The organism is Pseudomonas sp. B21-047 (assembly GCF_024748775.1).
Taxonomy (GTDB): Bacteria; Pseudomonadota; Gammaproteobacteria; order Pseudomonadales; family Pseudomonadaceae; genus Aquipseudomonas; species Aquipseudomonas capeferrum.
Window position 1 is genome coordinate 5779595 of the sequence record NZ_CP087169.1, and the last position, 19965, is coordinate 5799559.

Here is a 19965-nt window from a genome sequence, read left to right on the forward strand (position 1 = left end):
CTGCATGACCCTCGATCGCGATGCCGCTTCCCATGTAGCCGAAGTTTTGTCCGAAGCACTGCCTTACATCCGCCGCTTTGTCGGCAAGACCCTGGTGATCAAGTACGGCGGCAACGCGATGGAGAGCGAGGAGCTCAAGACCGGCTTCGCCCGTGACATCGTGCTGATGAAGGCTGTGGGCATCAACCCGGTGGTGGTCCACGGTGGTGGCCCGCAGATCGGCGACCTGCTCAAGCGCCTGTCGATCGAAAGCCACTTCATCGACGGCATGCGCGTCACCGACTCGGCGACCATGGACGTGGTGGAGATGGTGCTGGGTGGCCAGGTCAACAAGGATATCGTCAACCTGATCAACCGCCACGGCGGCAGCGCCATCGGCCTGACCGGCAAGGACGCGGAACTGATCCGCGCCAAGAAGCTGACCGTAAGCCGCCAGACGCCAGAGATGACCACCCCGGAAATCATCGACATCGGCCATGTCGGCGAAGTCGTGAGCGTGAACACCGACCTGCTGAACATGCTCGTCAAGGGCGACTTCATCCCGGTGATCGCGCCGATCGGCGTCGGTGCCAATGGTGAGTCGTACAACATCAACGCCGACCTGGTGGCAGGCAAGGTGGCCGAGGCGCTGAAAGCCGAGAAGCTGATGCTGCTGACCAACATCGCCGGCCTGATGGACAAGCAGGGCCAGGTCCTGACCGGCCTGACCACCGAGCAGGTCAACGAACTGATCGCCGACGGCACCATCTACGGCGGCATGCTGCCGAAGATCAAGTGCGCACTGGATGCGGTGCAAGGTGGCGTGAACAGCTCGCACATCATCGACGGCCGCGTGCCCAATGCGGTGCTGCTGGAGATCTTCACCGACAGCGGTGTGGGCACGTTGATCACCAATCGCAAGCCACGCTGATTCATCAAGCGGCCAGTTCAGGCAGGCACCAAAAAGGCGACCCGCAAAGGTCGCCTTTTTTTGTGCGCTCAGGTGCCTAGAAGCTGTAGCGGGCAGTCAGTTTCACATTGCGCGGGTCGCCGTAGATGTCGTACGGGCTGTAGGCGCCATTGGCCACACTGCTGTAGTAGGTACGGTCGAACAGATTGTTGAGGTTGACCTGTAGGTCCAGTTGCTCGCTGGCCTGGTAGCCTGCCACCAGGCCGACCACCGTGTACGAGCCCTGCTGGTTTTGCCAGGCAGTGGCGCCGGCACCACCCGAGGTGCGGATGCGGCTCTGCTGGTAGATGTCACCGCCCACACGCCAGCGCTGCAACTCACCCGGCAGGGTGTAGATCGTCGACAGCTTGAACAGCTGGCGTGGTTTGGTGCGGTCGAAGTCCTCACCCTCCCGGGCTTTGTTGGCGTCGCTGACGTATTTCGTCTGGGTGTAGGTGTAGCCGGCGGCCAGTTGCCAGTTGTCGGCCAGGGCGCCCTGGATTTCAAGGTCGATGCCCTTGCTGCGGACCAGCCCGGCAGCCTCGTAGCAGGCGCTGGCGGGGCCCGCCCCGCAACCTTTGGCGTCAGGCAGCTCCTGGGCACGGTTTTTCTGGTCGATCTGAAACACCGCTATGCTGGCGTTCAGCGCACCACCAAAGTACTCGCCCTTGATACCCACTTCGTAGTTCTCACCCATTACCGGGTCAAGCACTTTGCTGTCCAAGCCTTTGCTGGTCTGCGGCTTGAAGATATCGGTGTAGCTTGCGTAGACCGAGTGGTGGGTGTCCAGGTCGTAGACCAGGCCGGCATAGCGGGTCAGGTTGCGCGTGATCTTGTAGTTGTTCTCACTGCTTTTGCTGTCGTCGAACGCGTACCAGTCGACGCGGCCGCCGAGAATCAACGACAGCGGCTCGCTCAAGCGCAACCGGGTGCTGGCATAGACGCTGTCCTGGGTGGTGGTTTCGGGAAGGCCGTTAGGGCCAGTGACGTAATCGGGCTTGGCATGCCCACGAGGGTTCCACTCGAAGGGATTGATGCCAGCGTCGATGTAGGCGCTCCAGGCCTTGCCAGAGCGGTAATCCAGCTGGCGCTTGCTGACGCCCAGGGTCACGTCATGCTGTTGACCGAGCAACTGGAAGGGGCCGCTGAGCGCCAGGTCATAGCCGGTTTCCTTCTGTTCCATGGCCTCTGTCCACAGGTAATGGCGATCGTATTCCCAGACCGAAGAGGCCAGCACATCGGTGTCGGTCTTCGACTGCATGGCTGCCAGGCGCAGCGACCAGTCGTTGGCGAAGCCGTGCTCCAGGGTGGCGAAATAGCCGGTGGTGCGATCGTCCGAATACTCCCAGTCATGGCCGAGGAAGGTGTCGCGCGGCAGCCCCAGATGGCCACCGCCACGGGCCATGGGCAACCCGCCCCAAATGTAGTTGGTGTGGTTCTTCTGCCGGTAGGCACCGAGCGTCAGGGTGGTGCTTTCGCTCAGGTCGGCGTCGACCACGCCGTAGAACAGCTCATGGTCACTCTCCACCGCGTCACGAAAGCTCTTGGCGTCCTGCCGCGAGACGACGGTACGCGCGCGCAGGGTGCCACTTTCATTGAGCGGCCCGCCGACGTCCAGCGTGCCGGTGTAATCGTCCCAGCTACCGGCACTGCCGGTGAGCGTGGCCTGAAATTGATGAGTCGGGCGCTTGCGCACCAGGTTGATGGCGCCACCGGGGTTGCCGGCGCCCTGGGCCAGCCCGGTGGCACCGCGCACGATCTCCACCCGGTCATACATGGCCAGGTTGGCTTCCCCGCTGGGCAGGTAGGTCAGGAAGCTGGTAGGAAAACCGTCGTACATGATGCTGTCGACGTTGAAACCGCGGGCGCTGAACGAGGGCCGCCCTGCACCGCCGGAGTTACTGAGAAAAATGCCCGGCGCACTTTTGACCACATCGCTGATGCTGTTCATGGCCTTGTCGTCCATACGCTTGCGCGTGACCACACTGACCGACTGCGGCGTTTCGCGCAGGCTCAAGGGCAGTTTGGTGGCCGTCTGCATGGCCCCGGTGGTATAGGAGCCGCTGTGCTCGGTAGTCGCCGCCAGGCCTTGGCCGGTAATGTTGGTCGCGCTCAGCTCCAGGCCTGTGCCAGCCGTTGCCTGCGGCGTCAGCAGGTAAAGGCCATTACCTTGCGGCGAGGCTTGCAGACCGGTGCCTTGCAGCAATTGCTGCAGGCCGCCCTGCACGCTGGTGGCGGCATTCAGGCCAGGGCTGCGCAACCCCTCCACCAGGCCCGGCTCGATGGGCAGGGTGATGCCTGCCTGGCTGGCGAAGTCAGAGAGGGCACTGCTGAGGTTACCGGCCGGCACCTGATAGGCACGGTTCTGCCGCGCGCCTTGCTCGGCGGCCTGCAGCGATGCCGCAGCCAGGCCGCCGCCCGCGATGATCAGACCCAGTGCGGCAGCGTGTACTGCCCGCGCCAGTGGTTGAATGCCCTGCGTCGTCGCCATGTGTTCGCCCCTGCCCTGTAAAAGTGATGTGTTTATGGGAGGGACACGCAGCTTGAGAAAAACACGACACGCATTCTGTTCACGCGTTCGCACGCGCGGTGAGGGTGACCCAGTAGGGCGTGCGGTAGAGCACGTTCACCGGTAGGGTCTGGCTCAGGGCGCGAAGAACCTGATCGGTGTCGCGCAACTGGAAGGCGCCGGAAATCAGCAGCCCGGCCACTGCCGGATCGCAGCGCAGCAGGCCAGGTCGATAGCGGCCGAGCTCGTTGATGAAGTCATCGAGGCGCATCTTTTCTGCGCGCAGCACCTGGCTCAACCAATCGAGACGATCTTTCGCCAGCACCATGGGCGGCTGCGCAGCCCGGCTGTTGACGTGCGTCTGTAAGCCGGCCGCCAGGAGCATCAGGCCCTCATCGCCCGGTGACCGCCGCGGGCGCACCCGGGCAGCGCCCTCCAGGGCGGCAAGGTAAGTGCTGTGCGGGTACTGACGCAGCACAAAGCGGCTGCCGAGCAGGGCAATTTCCGCTTCGTCGGTGTCGACGATGAACGGCCGCCCGGCATGCTCATGGGGTACTTCGACGAGCATCTCGCCGGCGATGAGGCGCACGCGTCGAACATGCTCGTCATAGGCGATATCCACGGCGCTGCCGGTGTTCAGGCGAATCTGCCCGCCATCGGGCAACTGCAGGGAGCGTTGCTCCCCCGTGGCCGTGCGCTCGTCCGCCTGCCACTCGCGCCACGGCAGCCCGCGGTATGTCGCGAGGCCTACGGGGGCGGCGGCGATCAGCAACGCCAGGGTCTTGAGCACCTGCCGCCGCTCCAGGCTGCGTGGGCGCTCCAGCGCCACCCGCCCGGCACTGCCGGCAAGCTGCTGGGCTCGACCGCCAAACCTTTCGGCCAGTTGCCAGGCCCGTTCGTGATCCACGTGCCGCGCCCGCCACTCGGCGCCGGCGGCATGCTCGGCGGCGCCGGCGCTGCTGTTCTGCAAGCGTACAAACCATTGGGCCGCTTCACGGGCGATGCGGCGGTCGATGGGCGTATCACTCATGCTGCGCGCCCTGGCTGGCGAGCACGATGCACTCTTCAAAGGCCCGCGCAAGGTGGCGCTGCACCGAGCGCACGCTGAGATTGAGGCGGTTGGCGATCTCTTCCTGGGTATAACCCTCCAGCTGCGCCATCAGGAACGCCTGGCGGGCTTTGGCGGGCAACAGGGCAAGGACCTGGTCGATTTCGTCGAGGGCTTCGAGCACCAGCGCTTGTTGTTCCAGCGACGGAGCGAGGTCTTCTGGCGTTTGCGCCAGCGCGGCCAGGTAGGCCTGCTCCAGCGAGCGGCGACGGTAGAAGTTGAGGGCCAGGCGATTGGCGATGGTGGCCAGATAGGCGCGCGGTGTCGTGCAGTTCAGCGGCTCGCCCGGCGCTCTGCAGAGCAGCCGCACGAACGTGTCCTGGGCCAGATCCGCCGCATCGGCGGCGCTGCCCAAGCGCTTGCGCAGCCAGCCCTGCAGCCAGCCGTGGTGGTGACTGTAGAGCTGGTCGATGGCCTGATGCCGAGGGTGGTTTGCCGAAGAAGTGTGCTGCACGGGAGGCTACAGATGTGAATGAGAATTCGTCTCATCATATCAGCATAAACTTGGCCCCGTACACGTGCAGGGTCAGCCTTCGGTATAGCAACGTCAGGCGGCCTTACTGCCGCCTGAACACGGCGCTTTTTCAGATGCCGTACTGCGCCCGATAGGCCTCGACTGCCGGCAGGTGCTGCTTGAGCTGCGGGTCGTCCGCCAGGAACTCCAGCACCTGGGTCAGCGAAACGATGCTGACCACCGGGATACCGAAGTCACGCTCCACTTCCTGGATTGCCGAAAGCTCGCCATTGCCGCGTTCTTCGCGGTTCAGGGCGATCAGTACGCCAGCGGCCTTGGCCTGCTGGGCATTGATGATCTGCATGACCTCGCGGATGGCGGTGCCGGCGGTGATCACGTCGTCGATGATCAGTACCTCACCGGCCAAGGGTGCGCCTACCAGACTGCCGCCTTCGCCGTGATCCTTGGCTTCTTTACGGTTGAAGCACCACGGCACATCGAGCTGATGCTGGTCGGCAAGGGCCACGGCGGTAGTCGCCGCCAGGGGGATACCCTTGTAAGCCGGGCCGAACAGCACATCGAAGGGGATCTTGCTGTCGACGATGGCTGCGGCGTAGCAACGCCCCAACTGCGCCAATGCAGAACCTGTGTTGAACAGGCCGGCATTGAAGAAGTACGGGCTGGTACGCCCCGATTTCAGGGTGAATTCACCGAAGCGCAGAACGCCGCGGTCGATGGCAAAACGAATGAAGTCGCGCTGATACGGCTGCATGGAAAGTCCCGGACACCACGGATTTAGCTAAATGAGTTGAGCTCGGGTATCATACACGCACGAGATTTTTGGGGCCATTTATGCGGATCATCAGTGTGAACGTAAATGGCATTCAGGCTGCGGCCGAGCGTGGATTGCTCAGCTGGCTACAAGCCCAGAATGCCGACGTCATCTGCCTTCAGGATACCCGCGCCTCGGCCTTTGAACTCGACGACCCAGCTTTCCAGCTCGATGGCTATTTCCTTTATGCCTGCGACGCGGAGGTGCCCGCCCAAGGTGGCGTGGCCCTTTACTCGCGCATGCAGCCCAAGGCAGTCATCACCGGCCTGGGCTTCGAGACAGCCGACCGTTACGGGCGTTACCTGCAAGCAGATTTCGACAAAGTCAGTATTGCCAGCCTGCTGCTGCCTTCGGGCATGAACGGCGACGAAGACTTGAACCAGAAGTTCAAGTTGATGGACGACTTCGCCAAGTACCTGGATAAACAGCGGCGCAAGCGGCGCGAGTACATCTATTGCGGCTCGTTCTACGTGGCGCAGCAGAAGCTCGACATCAAGAACTGGCGCGACAGCCAGCAAACGCCTGGCTTCCTGGCGCCGGAGCGTGCCTGGATGGACGCGATCACCGGCGAGATGGGCTACGTGGATGCCCTGCGTGAAGTCAGCCGTGAAGGCGACCAGTACAGCTGGTGGCCGGACAACGAACAGGCCGAGATGCTCAACCTGGGCTACCGGTTCGACTACCAGATCCTCACCCCGGGCCTGCGCCGCTTCGTGCGTAACGCCCGCCTGCCGCGTCAGCCGCGCTTCTCGCAGCATGCGCCGCTGATCGTGGACTATGACTGGACGTTGACCATCTGAGTTGTATTCAGATACGAAAAAGCCGACATCAGTGTCGGCTTTTTCGTATCTACAGAAACAGTCAGTCGGCCAGGGCAGCCTGCTGCAGTTCGAAGATCTCGTTCATGCCCTTCTGCGCCACGGCGAGCATGGCATTCAAGTCTTCAGGCTGGAACGGCGCGCCTTCTGCGGTGCCCTGTACTTCGATGAAACCACCGGCGCTGGTCATGACCACGTTCAGGTCGGTCTCGGCGGCGGAGTCTTCCAGGTAATCCAGGTCGAGCACTGCAGCGCCCTGGTACATGCCCACGGAAACCGCAGCGATCATGTGCTTGAGCGGGTTGCCGGCCTTGAGGCCGCCACGCTTCTTGATCACCGCCAGGGCGTCGCACAGGGCGACCATGGCACCGGTGATCGACGCGGTGCGGGTGCCACCGTCGGCCTGGATCACGTCGCAGTCGATGTACAGGGTGATGTCACCCAGCTTGCTCATGTCCAGTGCGGCGCGCAGCGAGCGGCCGATCAGGCGCTGGATTTCCAGGGTGCGGCCACCCTGCTTGCCACGGCTGGCTTCGCGCTGGTTACGCTCGCCGGTGGAGCGCGGCAGCATGCCGTATTCGGCTGTCAGCCAGCCTTGGCCCTGGCCTTTGAGGAAGCGGGGAACACCATTCTCCACGCTGACCGTGCAGATGACCTTGGTGTCACCGAACTCGACCAGTACCGACCCTTCGGCGTGCTTGGTGTAGTTGCGGGTGATGCGGATCGAGCGGAGCTGATCGGCGGCGCGACCACTTGGACGTTTCATCTGGGATACCTGTACTGGGACTTGAATCTGCCGAGCATTATAGAGCTCACGGCCCCGGGAGGACATGCCTATTGTCGCTGCCCTGACGGCCTGTCGCCTTTTCCCATTGTTCATTTCCAGCTCTGTAACATGGCTGGATTGGGCGCCGAGCCCCCACTGCGCTACAATCCTGCGCCTTGCAGCCGAGAGGCTCCCCCCGTTCATTCATCTACGCGAGGTACTCCCCATGGTGCACAGCATGACCGCTTTTGCTCGTGTCGAGCGCGCCGGCAGCCAAGGCACCCTGGTCTGGGAACTGCGCTCGGTCAACCACCGCTACCTGGAACCGCACCTGCGCCTGGCCGAGGCCCTGCGCGACCTCGAAGGCGCAGTCCGTGAAGGCCTGCGCCAAGGGCTGTCGCGTGGCAAGGTGGAATGCACCTTGCGCCTCAACGAAGACAGCACCGGCAAGCCGCTCAAGGTCGACCGCGAGCGCGCGGCGCAACTGGTCGCCGCCGCCGAAGAGGTCGCAGGCCTGATCAAGCAACCGGCACCGCTGAACCCCCTGGAAGTGCTGTCGTGGCCGGGCGTACTGGTCGCTGACGCCAGCGACCCCCAGGCCCTGAACGCCGAAGCCATGGCGCTGTTCGACGAAGCGCTGGCCGAGCTCAAGGCCGGGCGCCTGCGTGAAGGCCAGGAGCTGGCCCGGCTGATCAACGAGCGCCTGGACAACATGGCCAGCGAGGTCACCACGCTGCGCGCCCTGGTGCCGCAGATGCTGGCCGCCCAGCGGCAGAAGATCCTCGACCGCTTCGGCGACATGCAGGCCGAACTCGACCCGCAGCGCCTGGAGCAAGAGATGGTGCTGCTGGCGCAGAAGAGCGACGTCGCCGAAGAGCTCGACCGCCTCAGCACCCACGTCACCGAAGTGCGTCGCGTGCTCAAGTCGGGCGGTGCAGCTGGCCGGCGCCTGGACTTCCTGATGCAGGAACTCAACCGCGAGGCCAATACCCTAGGCTCCAAGGCTTTCGACCCGCGCAGCACGCAAGCGGCGGTCAACCTCAAGGTATTGATCGAACAGATGCGTGAACAAGTACAGAACATCGAGTAAGGCCACCCCGACCATGAATCACAGCAGCGGCACCCTCTACATCGTTTCGGCACCCTCGGGTGCCGGCAAGACCAGCCTGGTCACTGCCCTGACCCAGGACGACCCGCAAATCCGCGTCTCGGTTTCGCACACCACCCGCGCCATGCGCCCGGGCGAGCAGCACGGGGTGAACTACCACTTCGTCGTGCACGAAACATTCAAGGCGCTGATCGAGCAAGGCGACTTCCTCGAGCATGCCGAGGTGTTCGGCAACTTCTACGGCACCTCGCGCAGCGCGCTGCAGCACACCCTCGACCAGGGTTACGACCTGATCCTGGAGATCGACTGGCAGGGTGCTCAGCAGGTGCGCAAACTGATGCCCGAGGCACTGTCGGTGTTCATCCTGCCGCCGAGCCAGGAAGCCCTGCGTCAGCGGCTGGATGGCCGTGGCCAGGACAGCGAAGAGATCATCGCCGGGCGCATGAAGGAGGCGGTCAGCGAGATGGAGCATTACGACGAGTACGATTACCTGATCATCAATGATGACTTCGGCGTCGCGCTGGCGGAGTTGAAGGCGGTGTTCGTTGCCAACCGGTTGCTGCTCAAGAAGCAGCAACAGCGCAACGGCGCATTGCTGAAGCAGTTGGTCGGCTGAAAACGAATGGGGCCGCTTAGCGGCCCCATTTGCTTAGTCCTGCAGTGGCAGCGTCGCCTGCTGACGCAAGGTGGCCCCCAGGAAGTACGCCGGCGCCCGCAGGCGCGACAGCATCATCAGCCCGATGCCGAGCACCGAAATGATCGCGGCAATCACGAACACCAGCCCCAACCCGCCCACATGCGAGCCGCTGCCGAAGTCTGGCGAGGCGCTGTCGATAGCGGTACGCGCGAAGATCACCGACAAGATCACCCCACCTACCAGCGGGCACAGGCCCCGCATGATGAAATGGCGCAGGCTGTCGAACAGGCTGCCGCGGAAATACCAGACGCAGGCAAATGCGGTCAGCGAATAGTAGAAGCAGATCATCATGCCCAGGGCAGTGATGGTATCCGCCAGCACGTTCTCGCTCAGGGTACGCATGGTCACGTAGAACAGGCCAGCGGCAAGGCCTGCGCAGATGGTGGCGTAGCGCGGCGTTTGCGAGCGCGGGCAGACACTGGCGAACTTCTGCGGTACCGCACCGTAGTAACCCATGGCCAACAGGGTGCGCGCCGGCGCCACGAAGGTCGACTGCAGCGACGCTGCGGTGCTGGCCAGCACGGCGATGGACATCAGGATCGCCAGCGGCCCCATGACCGGGCCGGCCAGGTGAGCAAAGACGTTCTCCTGGATGCGCGGGTTGTTCAGGCCCAGGCCCGTTTCGCTGATACCGGCAAACTGCAGTGTGGCGATGGCGGTGAACAGGTACAGGCCGAGGATCAACATCACCGTCCAGGTGGCGGCCTTGCCCGGCACCTCTTCGCTGCCTACCGACTCTTCGCTGACGGTCAGGCACGTGTCCCAGCCCCAGAAGATGAAGATCGACAACGACAGCCCTGCGGCAAACGCCGAGAACGACTCGACGCCGAACGGATTGAACCAGGCGAAATCGAACGCCAGCGGTGGCGGCGCGGTGGTGCCCCCGAAGGCAGCGAAGGCAAACCCGATCAGCACCAGTAACTGCAGGGCCACCAGGCCATACTGCACCGTCATGGTGGTGGCTATGCCGCGACAACAGATCCACACCGCCAGGGCAATGAACACGCAGCAAGTGGCGATATTGATCAGCAGGTTGTCTGCCAAGGCAGCCAGGCCATGGTTGCCCGTGATCTGACCGAGGAACAGATAGAAGAAATCGACCGCCACGCCCGCCAGGTTCGACAGCACGATGGTGGTGGCGACCACCAGCCCCCAGCCACCGATCCAGCCGATCATCGGGCCGAAGGCACGCGCCGACCAGGTGAACGAAGTGCCGCTGTCCGGCTCTGCCGAGTTCAACTCGCGATAGCCGAGGGCGACCAGCAGCATCGGCAGGAAGCCGACGATGAATACCGCTGGCAGGTGGGCACCCACCTCTCGCACGGTAGGGCCAAGCGCGCCGGTCAGGGTATAGACCGGGGCGATGGTGGAAATGCCCAGCACCACGCTGGCCAGCAAGCCCAGGCGACCTTTGGCCAAGCCCTTGCTGCGCTGGGTGTTGCCCGCGTCGGCCGCCACATCGGGTGGGCGGCCGGCTTCTGTGTAATCGCTCATGAGTATTTGCCGTAAATTTTGGAATTGTTTTCACAGGCCTTGCGCGCAAGGCCCGCTTTCACTCATTGAAAGCTTGCAGCGGGGGTGAGTCATCCGAGACTTTCGGCTGACGTCAGCATGCCTTGTGGCGCACACCCTCCCGTGCAGCATGGGCAATACAGGCCTCGCGAAACGCCTGGAAAAGGCGCCCGGAGACCGGGTTTTCGGCGAAACGCCATTCAGGGTGCCACTGCACACCAAGCACGAAGCCCGGCGCATCCGGCATCGACACCGCTTCGATCAGGCCATCCGGGGCCCGTGCCTCGACGCGCAGCCCGGGGGCCAGGCGATCGATGCCCTGGCTGTGCAACGAGTTGACCTCGAATTGCGCAGCCAGGCCCAGGCGCTCGAACAACCCGCCAGGCTCGATGCCGACAGGGTGACGAGGGCCGTATTGCACCTCCAGGGGTGCGTCCTCAGGTTCGCGGTGGTCGAGGTAGCCAGGCAGCGCTTGCACACGCTGGTGCAGGGTGCCGCCAAGGGCCACGTTCAATTCCTGGAAACCACGGCAGATGCAAAACACCGGCACACCGGCGGCAATCGCTGCCTGCAGCAGCGGCAAGGTCAGGCGATCGCGCGCGCGATCATGCCGGGTACCCTCCGCGCTGGGGGCGCCATTGTAATGATGCGGCTCGATATTTGAAGGCGAGCCGGTAAAAAGAATGCCGTCGAGCCGGGCCAGCAACCCAGGGGTATCACTGCCCCCGTCGCGAGCCGGCAGAATCAGCGGCAGCCCGGCAAAGCCGGCCGCCTCGACATACTTGTCGCCCACCGTGTGCGACGAGTTCTTCCCCACCTGCTGGCGGCAGGCGCTGATACCGATCAAAGGGACCGCATTTGCGCTCATGGGCTTACACCGTGTGCAGGTACCAGTTGTACTCGAGGTCGGAGATCGACACTTCAAACTCTGCCAGCTCGCTTTCCTTGCAGGCGACGAAGATATCGATGTAGTCCGGGCTGATGTATTGGTTGAGCACTTCGCTGTCATCCAGCGCACGCAGGGCATCGCGCAGGTTGTTCGGCAGCGTCTGTTCCAGCTGCTCGTACGAATTGCCCTCGATCGGCTCGCCCGGCTCGACCTTGTTGGTCAGGCCGTGGTGAATGCCGGCGAGAATGGCCGCGAGCATCAGGTACGGGTTGGCGTCGGCACCGGCCACGCGGTGCTCGATGCGCACGTTTTCGCTGCTGTCGGTCGGCACACGAACCGCCACGGTGCGGTTGTCCAGGCCCCAGCTTGGCGCATTGGGGACGTAGAACTGCGCGCCGAAGCGGCGGTAGGAGTTGACGTTCGGGCAGAGGAAGGCCATCGACGCCGGCATCGTCTCCAGCACGCCACCGATGGCGTGGCGCAGCTCGTCGCTTTGCAGCGGGTCGGTGTTGGCGAAGATGTTCTTGCCGGTTTTCTTGTCCAGCAGCGAGATATGCACGTGCAGGCCGTTGCCCGCCTGCCCTGGGTAGGGCTTGGCCATGAAGGTGGTGTCCATTTCATGGTCGTAGGCAACGTTCTTGATCAGGCGCTTGAGCAGGATCGCGTAGTCGCAGGCCTTCAGCGGGTCGGCAACGTGGTGCAGGTTGACCTCGAACTGCGCCGGGGCGCTTTCCTTGACGATGGCGTCGGCAGGCAGGTCCTGCTCCTTGGCCGCTTCGAGCATGTCTTGCAGGCAGTCGGCATATTCGTCGAGGTCGTCGATCAGGTACACCTGGGTCGACTGCGGGCGCTTGCCGGAGATCGGCGAGCGCGGCGGCTGCGGGCGGCCGTTGAGGTTGTCCTGGTCGATCAGGTAGAACTCGAGTTCGAATGCGGCACAGATATCCAGGCCCAGGTCATCGAACTTGCTCACCACCTGGCGCAGCACTTCGCGCGGGTCGGCGAAGAACGGCTGGCCTTCGATTTCGTGCATGGTCATCAGCAGCTGCGCAGTGGGGCGTTTCTGCCACGGCTCGTTGCACAGCGAGCCGGGTATGGGGTAACAGACGCGGTCGGCATCGCCGATATCCAGGCCCAGGCCCGTGCTTTCAACGGTCGAGCCGTTGATGTCGAGGGCAAACAGGGACGCCGGCAGGTTGATGCCTTTCTCGTACACCTTGTGCAGGCTGGCCCGCTCGATGCGCTTGCCACGTACCACGCCGTTCATGTCGGAGATCAGCAGATCGACGTACTGAGTGTCTGGATGGGCCTGGAGGAAGTCTTTCATCTCGCTGGAAGAACTGGCGCACGGAGTGACCGACGTCATGGTGTACATCCTTTGATTTGCTGCGGCGATGTGGGGATACGGCTGGCGCCTCACGGGCGACGATGGTTGCAGCTGTTGTTTTTTTCACTTTCCCATCGTGGGGATTGGTTGCCCGACCGGGCGCATTGATTCCCAGGGGCGGTTCCACTATAAAATGGCCTCAACGCAACAGACATTGGCATTTCGGCAAGCAGAGCGTGCACCAATGCAATATCAGATTACCCATGCCGACCTCTCCCTGGTCCTGGCCCTGGAACGTGGCCGCTCCCTGGCAAAGGCTGCCGAACTGCTCAAAGTCGATGTTTCGACGGTGTTCCGTTCGATCCGCCGGCTGGAGTCGGCACTGGGCACGGCACTGTTCGTCAAGAGCCGTAAAGGCTACCTGCCGACCGACACGGCGCAGGCCTTGGCGGAGCAGGCCGAGCGCGCCGAGCAGGCGCTGGAGGCCGCACGCATCGCCATGACCAGTGGCGAGCAGGTAGTCAGCGGTACCGTTCGTCTGACGTGCACCGAGGCAGTGATGCACAGCCTGCTGTTGCCGGCATTGGCCGAATTCATGCCCAACTACCCGGCCTTGTCGCTGGAAATGGGCACTTCCAATACCTTCGCCAACCTCAGCCGGCGCGATGCCGACATTGCCCTGCGCCTGACCAACACGCCACCGGAGCATCTGGTCGGCCGCTGCCTGGGTTCGACTTCCTATGTGATCTGCGGCCAGCCGCAGTGGCGCGAGCGCCTGAACGAGGCGGCCAACAGCGTGCCGTGGATCGCACCGGACGATTCGATGCAGGACCACCCCACCGTGGTCTGGCGCAACCAGCAATACCCCGGGCTGAGCCCGCGTTACCAGTGCAGCGGCATGTCGACCATCGCGCAGCTGGTCAGCACCGGGTTGGGCGTGGCGGCGTTACCCGATTACATGGTGCACGCCTTGCCAGGCGTCGATGCGCTGAGCGGGCCGCTGGCCGGTTGCGACACCCAGCTGTGGCTGCTGACCCGGCCCGATTGCCGGGCATTGCGCTCGGTGCAGACGCTGTTCGAAGAACTGACCCCACGGTTGCGCGGCGCGATGTTGTGAGATACAAGATCAGGGTGTCTGTTGCGGCCCTTTGGCGGGCAAAGCCGTTACCACAGGGAGCGCTATGATCCGCACCCGGCAAAACATCGCTTCCCTATTGGCTGGTGATTTTTTAAACTATTGAGTCCGCCTGCCCAAATTGGGCTGCACGCCTACCGCATTTGCTACTGAGGAAGACCATGGCCCGCGTAACTGTTGAAGACTGCCTGGAACACGTGGATAACCGTTTTGAGCTGGTCATGCTCTCGACCAAGCGCGCCCGTCAGCTGGCGACCGGCGGCAAAGAGCCACGCGTAGCGTGGGAAAACGACAAGCCGACCGTTGTTGCCCTGCGTGAAATCGCCGAAGGCATCGTCACCAACGAGTTCATCGCCGCTGAAGAGATCGTCACCGAGGATCCGGTCTTCGCCGCGTTCGAGGACGAGTCCAACGAGGCTGTCTGATTGATGCCAGGTCGACGTCGCGCGGCACAAGGCCCTCTTCCTCTGCAAGAGGTGAACCCATGCCGGGTATAGAAGCCTTAGCCGAACGGCTGTCGACCTACCTGGGCCCCGAACAGGTCAACCTGGTTCGTCGCGCCTATTTCTACGCCGAACAGGCCCACGATGGGCAGCGCCGCCGCAGCGGCGAGCCCTACGTGACCCACCCGCTGGCCGTGGCCAGCATCCTCGCCGACATGCACATGGACCATCAGAGCCTGATGGCGGCCATGCTGCACGATGTGATCGAAGACACCGGCATCGCCAAGGAAGCCCTCAGCCAGCAGTTTGGCGAGACGGTCGCCGAGCTGGTCGATGGGGTCAGCAAGCTGACCCAGATGAACTTCGAGACCAAGGCCGAGGCGCAGGCCGAGAACTTCCAGAAGATGGCCATGGCCATGGCCCGCGATATCCGCGTGATCCTGGTCAAGCTGGCCGACCGCCTGCACAACATGCGCACGCTGGAAGTGCTGTCTGGCGAAAAACGCCGACGCATCGCCAAGGAAACCCTCGAAATCTACGCGCCCATCGCCAACCGGCTGGGCATGCACACCGTGCGCGTCGAATTCGAAGACCTCGGCTTCAAGGCCATGCACCCGATGCGCTCGTCGCTGATCCACCGGGCGGTCAAGAGCGCCCGCGGCAACCGCAAAGAGATCGTCGCCAAGATCGAACAGTCGCTGGCCAACTGCCTGGCCGCCGACGGTATCGAGGGCGAGGTCAGCGGCCGGCAAAAACACCTTTATGGCATCTACAAGAAGATGCGCGGCAAGCGCCGCGCCTTCAACGAGATCATGGACGTGTACGCCTTCCGCATCATCGTCGACAAGGTCGACACCTGCTACCGCGTGCTCGGCGCCGTGCACAACCTGTACAAACCGCTGCCCGGTCGCTTCAAGGACTACATCGCGATCCCCAAGGCGAACGGCTATCAGTCGTTGCACACCACGCTGTTCGGCATGCATGGCGTGCCCATCGAAATCCAGATCCGCACCCGCGAGATGGAAGAGATGGCCAACAACGGCATCGCCGCGCACTGGCTGTACAAGTCCAACGACGACGAACAGCCCAAAGGCAGCCACGCCCGTGCCCGTCAGTGGGTCAAGGGTATCCTCGAGCTGCAGCAGCGTGCGGGCAACTCGCTGGAATTCATCGAGAGCGTGAAGATCGACCTGTTCCCGGACGAGGTCTACGTGTTCACGCCAAAAGGCCGCATCATGGAGCTGCCCAAAGGCTCCACGGCCGTCGACTTTGCCTACGCGGTACACACCGACGTTGGCAACAGTTGCATCGCCTGCCGCATCAACCGCCGCCTGGCGCCACTGTCGGAGCCCCTGCAGAGCGGCTCGACGGTAGAAATCGTCAGCGCGCCGGGCGCCCGGCCGAACCCGGCCTGGCTCAACTTCGTGGTCACCGGCAAGGCGCGCACGCACATCCGCCACGCGCTCAAACAACAGCGCCGCTCCGAGTCCATCAGCCTCGGCGAGCGCTTGCTGAACAAGGTACTGACCGGTTTCGACAGCAGCCTCGAAAAAATCCCGCAGGAGCGCATTCAGGCGATTCTCGCCGAATATCGCCTGGAGCTGATCGAAGACCTGCTCGAAGACATAGGCCTGGGCAACCGCATGGCCTATGTAGTCGCCCGCCGCCTGCTGTCGGCCGAAGGCGAGCAACTGCCGGCGCCGGAAGGCCCGCTGGCGATTCGCGGCACCGAAGGCCTGGTACTCAGCTACGCCAAGTGCTGCACGCCGATCCCTGGTGACCCGATTGTCGGCCACCTGTCGGCGGGCAAAGGCATGGTCGTGCACCTGGAGAACTGCCGCAACATCAGTGAAATTCGCCACAACCCGGAGAAGTGCGTGCAGCTTTCCTGGGCCAAGGACATCGCGGGCGAATTCAACGTCGAGCTGCGCGTCGAGCTGGAGCACCAACGCGGCCTGATCGCCCTGCTGGCCAGCAGCGTCAATGCCGCCGACGGCAATATCGAGAAGATCAGCATGGACGAACGCGACGGCCGTATCAGCGTGGTCCAACTGGTGGTCAGCGTGCACGACCGCGTGCACCTGGCGCGTGTGATCAAGAAGCTGCGTACCTTGACCGGTGTGGTCCGCATCACCCGCATGCGTACGTAGTCCGCCAACCGCAAGGAGTCATCATGAGCAAGTCCGTCATTACCAGCGACAAAGCCCCCGCCGCTATCGGTACCTACTCGCAAGCGATCAAGGCCGGCAACACCGTCTACATGTCGGGCCAGATCCCGCTGGACCCAAAAACCATGGAACTGGTCGAAGGCTTCGAAGCCCAGACCGTCCAGGTCTTCGAGAACCTCAAGGCCGTGGCTGAAGCCGCTGGCGGTTCGTTCAAGGACATCGTCAAGCTGAACATCTTCCTCACCGACCTGAGCCACTTCGCCAAGGTCAACGAGGTGATGGGCCGCTACTTCGAACAGCCTTACCCAGCCCGCGCCGCGATTGGCGTTGCCGCGCTGCCGAAAGGCTCGCAGGTCGAGATGGACGCGATCCTGGTCATCGAGTGATGCCCCCGGTGACGGGCGCTCTGCCCGTCACGCTCTCTCCCCAAGGTTACCCACCATGCGTCAAGCACTGCCCCTCGCGCTGGCAGCCCTGCTTTTGAGCGGTTGCGCCAGTCATAAACCCGAAGACTTCAACGGCACCTGGATCAACCAGGATGCCATCAAAGCCGCCGTCAAGGGTGGCAGCCTGCGTCAGGCCCTGAATGAGCATGGCCCGGTGTTCGAGTGGAAACTCGATATTGCCGACCAGCAGGCCAGCTTCAGCAATGGTTTTGAGGCCGCCGATGGCCAGCTGAGCGCCACTGAAAAGCAGTGGCAGGCCAGCTTCCAGGGCGGGCAGACCGAGCAGCTTGAGCTGGATGGTGACGAGCTGAAAACCACTGACCAATCCGGTGCCAAGCAGACCTTCGTGCGCGCCAAGCAGCCGGGCAATGCGCCCCTGGGTGGCAGCTTCGAGAAGGCGCTTTATCAGGCTTACCTGGGCGGCGACTGGAAGATCGTCGAAGGCCAGGGCCAAGGTAGCGTGGTGCGTTTCGCCGATAACGGCGGCGTGACCGGCCTGCCCGGCCCGGACCGTTTCGCCCTGTGCCTGGCGGGCGATTGCGCGACCATGGGTGGCAGCAACGACAGCCTGTGGCTGGAGCGCAAGCAACGTGGTGCGCCGTTCATTCTCAAGCGTGATGGCGACAAGCTGGAGATTTTCCAGGCGGTGAACCGTGCACAGCCGGACGAGATGCCTGCATTGGCAGCCGGTTCTCGTCAGTGGGTGCTTGAGAAGAACTGAAGCCATTCGCGGCCCTGCCGGCCGCGGACCGGTCGGAAAGGGCCGCGAAGCGGCCCCAGGCCGTCAGCCTTTCCCTTGCAGAATGGCCGCATACCCTTCCTTGTAGCTCGGATATGCCGGCACCCAGCCCAATGCCCGCACGCGGGCATTGCTGCAGCGCTTGCTGCCGGTACGGCGCACACGCTGCTCATCCGACCACTCGGTAACCCCCATGTACCCGCGCAACCAGGCCACCACATCGGCCAGCGGCGCCGGGTCGTCATCGACACCTATATAGCAATCGTCCAGCGCCACGCCGTCGGCATCCGCCTGCAGCAGGAAGGCCAGCAGGCTGGCTGCATCCTCGGCATGGATGCGGTTGCCATACAGCGGCGGCTGCTCGGCCACACGATACCCCTGGCGTACCTGGCTCAACAGCCACTCACGGCCCGGCCCGTAGATACCGGTCAAACGCACCACGCTTGCCGGGATACCACTGGCCAGCGCCAGGCGCTCGGCTTCAAGCATTACGCGCCCGGAGTACCCTTCAGGCTCAGTGGCCGCCGTCTCATCGATCCACTCACCCTCTTGTTGCGCAAACACGCTGCTGCTGGACACGAACAACAGCCGTCGCGGGTGCTGCCCACGCGCTGCTAGCCATGCCAGCACATGGCGCAGGCCGTCGACATAGGCGGCCTGATACCCCGCCTCATCGTGCTGGCTGGCCGCCACGCAATACACCAGATAATCCGGCGCACGCTGCGGCCACGCTGCGGGGATGGCCGCATCGGACAGGTCGGCAGCCACCGGCACAACGCCCTCGGGCAGTTGCGCGATCGAGCGGCGCAAGCCGCTCACCTGCCAGCCACGGGCAAGCAATTGCCGGGCAAGCCGGCCACCTACATCACCACAACCTACGACCATTACGGACAGGTCCAACATCTCAAAACTCCCTAGACCAGTGGATCAAACCAGCCACGCTACACGATGGGCGGCTAGACGATAGGCGAAAAAAGCAACGAGATTACTTTTGTTAACAAGAATTACTTGCAATAATGGCGCCCCTATCTGTTCTCGGCCGCTCTCGAGGCCTTGGAGAACGTTCACTCTTTTTCTTCATCAGGTCCGGCTAGCATGACACGTACTCAACCCTCCGCTTCGCCAACCCCGTCGCGCGCCTGGCGTGCCATCGCCGCGCTGATGTTCAGCCTGGTGCTGGCCCCAGTGGCCATGGCCGATGAGCCAACCGCCAACGCCAGCACACCTGCTGCCGCTGCCGCCCCCGCTACTCCCGCCGCCGCCCCGGCCCCGGCCGCTGATGGCTCGGCGCCCGTTGCCGACGCGCCTGCCGCAGCCCCGGTCGATGCACCGGTCGCCGTAGACCCGGGCGTCGAAGCACTGGTCGAGGATACTACCCTGGGCATGGCCCACGACCTGTCGCCATGGGGCATGTACAAGAACGCCGACATCGTGGTGAAGATCGTCATGATCGGCCTGGCCATCGCCTCGATCATCACTTGGACCATCTGGATCGCCAAAGGCTTCGAGCTGATGGGCGCCAAGCGTCGTCTGCGCGGCGAAATCGCACAGCTGAAGAAGTCCGCCAGCCTCAAGGAGGCCAGCGAGGTCTCCAACAAGGAAGGCACTCTGGCCCACACCCTGGTCCACGATGCCCTCGAAGAAATGCGCCTGTCGGCCAACACGCGTGAAAAAGAAGGCATCAAGGAACGCGTCGCCTTTCGCCTGGAGCGCCTGGTCGCCGCCAGCGGCCGCAACATGAGCAGCGGCACCGGCGTACTGGCGACCATCGGTTCCACCGCACCCTTCGTCGGTCTGTTCGGCACCGTATGGGGCATCATGAACAGCTTCATCGGCATCGCCAAGACCCAGACCACCAACCTGGCAGTCGTTGCCCCCGGCATCGCCGAAGCCCTGCTGGCAACAGCCCTGGGCCTGGTTGCGGCAATCCCGGCCGTGGTCATCTACAACGTCTTCGCCCGCTCCATTGCCGGCTACAAGGCTCAGGTGTCCGACGCTTCTGCCCAGGTGCTGCTGCTGGTCAGCCGTGACCTGGACCACCAAGGCAGCGAGCGCGCCGCCCCGCACATGGTGAAAGTGGGGTAAG

19 protein-coding genes are annotated in these 19965 nt (G+C 63.4%); 10 read left to right on the plus strand and 9 right to left on the minus strand.

Annotated features, from left to right (window positions below):
• Positions 1-4 precede the first annotated feature (4 nt).
• The gene (argB, locus tag LOY26_RS26130; protein ID WP_027592158.1) at positions 5-910 is read left to right on the plus strand and encodes an acetylglutamate kinase; all 906 of its coding nucleotides are present in this window, start codon (positions 5-7) and stop codon (positions 908-910) included.
• 76 nt (positions 911-986) lie between these two features.
• Here argB and LOY26_RS26135 read toward each other — a convergent pair whose 3' ends face one another.
• The 4 genes from LOY26_RS26135 to pyrE all read right to left on the minus strand — a co-directional run bounded on the left by LOY26_RS26135 (position 987) and on the right by pyrE (position 5771).
• Entirely contained in the window at positions 987-3419 is a 2433-nt protein-coding gene (locus LOY26_RS26135; protein ID WP_033702305.1) for a TonB-dependent siderophore receptor, read from the minus strand.
• A 79-nt stretch (positions 3420-3498) separates the two neighbouring features.
• Positions 3499-4467: a FecR domain-containing protein gene (locus LOY26_RS26140; RefSeq protein WP_156309976.1), complete on the minus strand. Its 969-nt coding sequence runs from the start codon at positions 4465-4467 to the stop codon at positions 3499-3501.
• Positions 4460-4999, minus strand: coding sequence for a sigma-70 family RNA polymerase sigma factor (locus LOY26_RS26145; protein ID WP_052040640.1), 540 nt, complete (start codon positions 4997-4999; stop codon positions 4460-4462). The genes LOY26_RS26140 and LOY26_RS26145 overlap by 8 nt, the downstream gene beginning before the upstream one ends.
• Before the next feature lie 130 nt (positions 5000-5129).
• Positions 5130-5771 (minus strand): orotate phosphoribosyltransferase, encoded by a 642-nt coding sequence (gene pyrE / locus LOY26_RS26150; RefSeq protein WP_016394033.1) that lies wholly within the window; start codon positions 5769-5771, stop codon positions 5130-5132.
• 80 nt (positions 5772-5851) lie between these two features.
• Here pyrE and LOY26_RS26155 point away from each other — a divergent pair, with 80 nt between their 5' ends.
• On the plus strand, positions 5852-6631 hold the full coding sequence (locus tag LOY26_RS26155) for an exodeoxyribonuclease III (protein ID WP_033702309.1): 780 nt from the start codon (positions 5852-5854) through the stop codon (positions 6629-6631).
• Between the two features lie 61 nt (positions 6632-6692).
• Here the strand turns inward: LOY26_RS26155 and rph are convergent, their stop codons facing one another.
• On the minus strand, positions 6693-7415 hold the full coding sequence (gene rph / locus LOY26_RS26160) for a ribonuclease PH (protein ID WP_033702311.1): 723 nt from the start codon (positions 7413-7415) through the stop codon (positions 6693-6695).
• 226 nt (positions 7416-7641) lie between these two features.
• On the opposite strand from rph, the gene LOY26_RS26165 reads away from it, so the two are divergent.
• Together LOY26_RS26165 and gmk are read left to right on the plus strand one after the other, a co-directional pair.
• On the plus strand, positions 7642-8505 hold the full coding sequence (locus LOY26_RS26165; RefSeq protein WP_033702312.1) for a YicC/YloC family endoribonuclease: 864 nt from the start codon (positions 7642-7644) through the stop codon (positions 8503-8505).
• A gap of 13 nt (positions 8506-8518) precedes the next feature.
• Positions 8519-9139, plus strand: a complete 621-nt coding sequence (gene gmk, locus LOY26_RS26170) for a guanylate kinase (protein WP_258714251.1) — start codon at positions 8519-8521, stop codon at positions 9137-9139.
• 33 nt (positions 9140-9172) lie between these two features.
• Here gmk and LOY26_RS26175 read toward each other — a convergent pair whose 3' ends face one another.
• From LOY26_RS26175 to LOY26_RS26185, 3 genes are all read right to left on the minus strand, one after another.
• Complete coding sequence (locus LOY26_RS26175) at positions 9173-10714, minus strand: APC family permease (protein ID WP_033702314.1); 1542 nt, start codon at positions 10712-10714, stop codon at positions 9173-9175.
• 112 nt (positions 10715-10826) lie between these two features.
• A complete protein-coding gene (locus tag LOY26_RS26180; protein ID WP_186655614.1) occupies positions 10827-11600 on the minus strand; it encodes a gamma-glutamyl-gamma-aminobutyrate hydrolase family protein in 774 nt (257 codons plus the stop codon).
• A 4-nt stretch (positions 11601-11604) separates the two neighbouring features.
• Positions 11605-12948, minus strand: coding sequence for a glutamine synthetase family protein (locus tag LOY26_RS26185; RefSeq protein WP_408980782.1), 1344 nt, complete (start codon positions 12946-12948; stop codon positions 11605-11607).
• A gap of 244 nt (positions 12949-13192) precedes the next feature.
• Between LOY26_RS26185 and LOY26_RS26190 the strand changes: the two genes are divergently transcribed.
• From LOY26_RS26190 to LOY26_RS26210, 5 genes are all read left to right on the plus strand, one after another.
• Positions 13193-14065 (plus strand): LysR family transcriptional regulator, encoded by an 873-nt coding sequence (locus LOY26_RS26190; protein WP_033702318.1) that lies wholly within the window; start codon positions 13193-13195, stop codon positions 14063-14065.
• Positions 14066-14244: 179 nt separating this feature from the next.
• On the plus strand, positions 14245-14508 hold the full coding sequence (gene rpoZ, locus LOY26_RS26195; RefSeq protein WP_012312123.1) for a DNA-directed RNA polymerase subunit omega: 264 nt from the start codon (positions 14245-14247) through the stop codon (positions 14506-14508).
• Positions 14509-14567: 59 nt separating this feature from the next.
• The gene (gene spoT, locus LOY26_RS26200) at positions 14568-16676 is read left to right on the plus strand and encodes a bifunctional GTP diphosphokinase/guanosine-3',5'-bis pyrophosphate 3'-pyrophosphohydrolase (protein WP_033702320.1); all 2109 of its coding nucleotides are present in this window, start codon (positions 14568-14570) and stop codon (positions 16674-16676) included.
• A gap of 23 nt (positions 16677-16699) precedes the next feature.
• Entirely contained in the window at positions 16700-17080 is a 381-nt protein-coding gene (locus LOY26_RS26205; protein WP_033702322.1) for a RidA family protein, read from the plus strand.
• A gap of 55 nt (positions 17081-17135) precedes the next feature.
• On the plus strand, positions 17136-17861 hold the full coding sequence (locus LOY26_RS26210) for a hypothetical protein (protein WP_033702323.1): 726 nt from the start codon (positions 17136-17138) through the stop codon (positions 17859-17861).
• Between the two features lie 63 nt (positions 17862-17924).
• Here LOY26_RS26210 and LOY26_RS26215 read toward each other — a convergent pair whose 3' ends face one another.
• Positions 17925-18782, minus strand: a complete 858-nt coding sequence (locus tag LOY26_RS26215) for an SDR family oxidoreductase (RefSeq protein WP_033702325.1) — start codon at positions 18780-18782, stop codon at positions 17925-17927.
• 192 nt (positions 18783-18974) lie between these two features.
• On the opposite strand from LOY26_RS26215, the gene exbB reads away from it, so the two are divergent.
• A complete protein-coding gene (gene exbB / locus LOY26_RS26220) occupies positions 18975-19964 on the plus strand; it encodes a tonB-system energizer ExbB (protein WP_033702329.1) in 990 nt (329 codons plus the stop codon).
• The last annotated feature ends 1 nt before the right edge of the window (position 19965 follow it).

What these genes read in the sequence shown, in the direction of transcription:
- LOY26_RS26135 (WP_033702305.1), bottom strand. Translation starts at nt 3,419, where the DNA reads ATGGCGACGACGCAGGGCATTCAACCACTGGCGCGGGCAGTACACGCT.
- LOY26_RS26165 (WP_033702312.1), top strand. Translation starts at nt 7,642, where the DNA reads ATGGTGCACAGCATGACCGCTTTTGCTCGTGTCGAGCGCGCCGGCAGC.
- LOY26_RS26185 (WP_408980782.1), bottom strand. Translation starts at nt 12,948, where the DNA reads ATGAAAGACTTCCTCCAGGCCCATCCAGACACTCAGTACGTCGATCTG.
- LOY26_RS26190 (WP_033702318.1), top strand. Translation starts at nt 13,193, where the DNA reads ATGCAATATCAGATTACCCATGCCGACCTCTCCCTGGTCCTGGCCCTG.
- LOY26_RS26140 (WP_156309976.1), bottom strand. Translation starts at nt 4,467, where the DNA reads ATGAGTGATACGCCCATCGACCGCCGCATCGCCCGTGAAGCGGCCCAA.
- exbB (WP_033702329.1), top strand. Translation starts at nt 18,975, where the DNA reads ATGACACGTACTCAACCCTCCGCTTCGCCAACCCCGTCGCGCGCCTGG.
- argB (WP_027592158.1), top strand. Translation starts at nt 5, where the DNA reads ATGACCCTCGATCGCGATGCCGCTTCCCATGTAGCCGAAGTTTTGTCC.
- LOY26_RS26180 (WP_186655614.1), bottom strand. Translation starts at nt 11,600, where the DNA reads ATGAGCGCAAATGCGGTCCCTTTGATCGGTATCAGCGCCTGCCGCCAG.
- pyrE (WP_016394033.1), bottom strand. Translation starts at nt 5,771, where the DNA reads ATGCAGCCGTATCAGCGCGACTTCATTCGTTTTGCCATCGACCGCGGC.
- rph (WP_033702311.1), bottom strand. Translation starts at nt 7,415, where the DNA reads ATGAAACGTCCAAGTGGTCGCGCCGCCGATCAGCTCCGCTCGATCCGC.
- spoT (WP_033702320.1), top strand. Translation starts at nt 14,568, where the DNA reads ATGCCGGGTATAGAAGCCTTAGCCGAACGGCTGTCGACCTACCTGGGC.
- LOY26_RS26215 (WP_033702325.1), bottom strand. Translation starts at nt 18,782, where the DNA reads ATGTTGGACCTGTCCGTAATGGTCGTAGGTTGTGGTGATGTAGGTGGC.
- LOY26_RS26210 (WP_033702323.1), top strand. Translation starts at nt 17,136, where the DNA reads ATGCGTCAAGCACTGCCCCTCGCGCTGGCAGCCCTGCTTTTGAGCGGT.
- LOY26_RS26205 (WP_033702322.1), top strand. Translation starts at nt 16,700, where the DNA reads ATGAGCAAGTCCGTCATTACCAGCGACAAAGCCCCCGCCGCTATCGGT.
- LOY26_RS26175 (WP_033702314.1), bottom strand. Translation starts at nt 10,714, where the DNA reads ATGAGCGATTACACAGAAGCCGGCCGCCCACCCGATGTGGCGGCCGAC.
- LOY26_RS26155 (WP_033702309.1), top strand. Translation starts at nt 5,852, where the DNA reads ATGCGGATCATCAGTGTGAACGTAAATGGCATTCAGGCTGCGGCCGAG.
- rpoZ (WP_012312123.1), top strand. Translation starts at nt 14,245, where the DNA reads ATGGCCCGCGTAACTGTTGAAGACTGCCTGGAACACGTGGATAACCGT.
- gmk (WP_258714251.1), top strand. Translation starts at nt 8,519, where the DNA reads ATGAATCACAGCAGCGGCACCCTCTACATCGTTTCGGCACCCTCGGGT.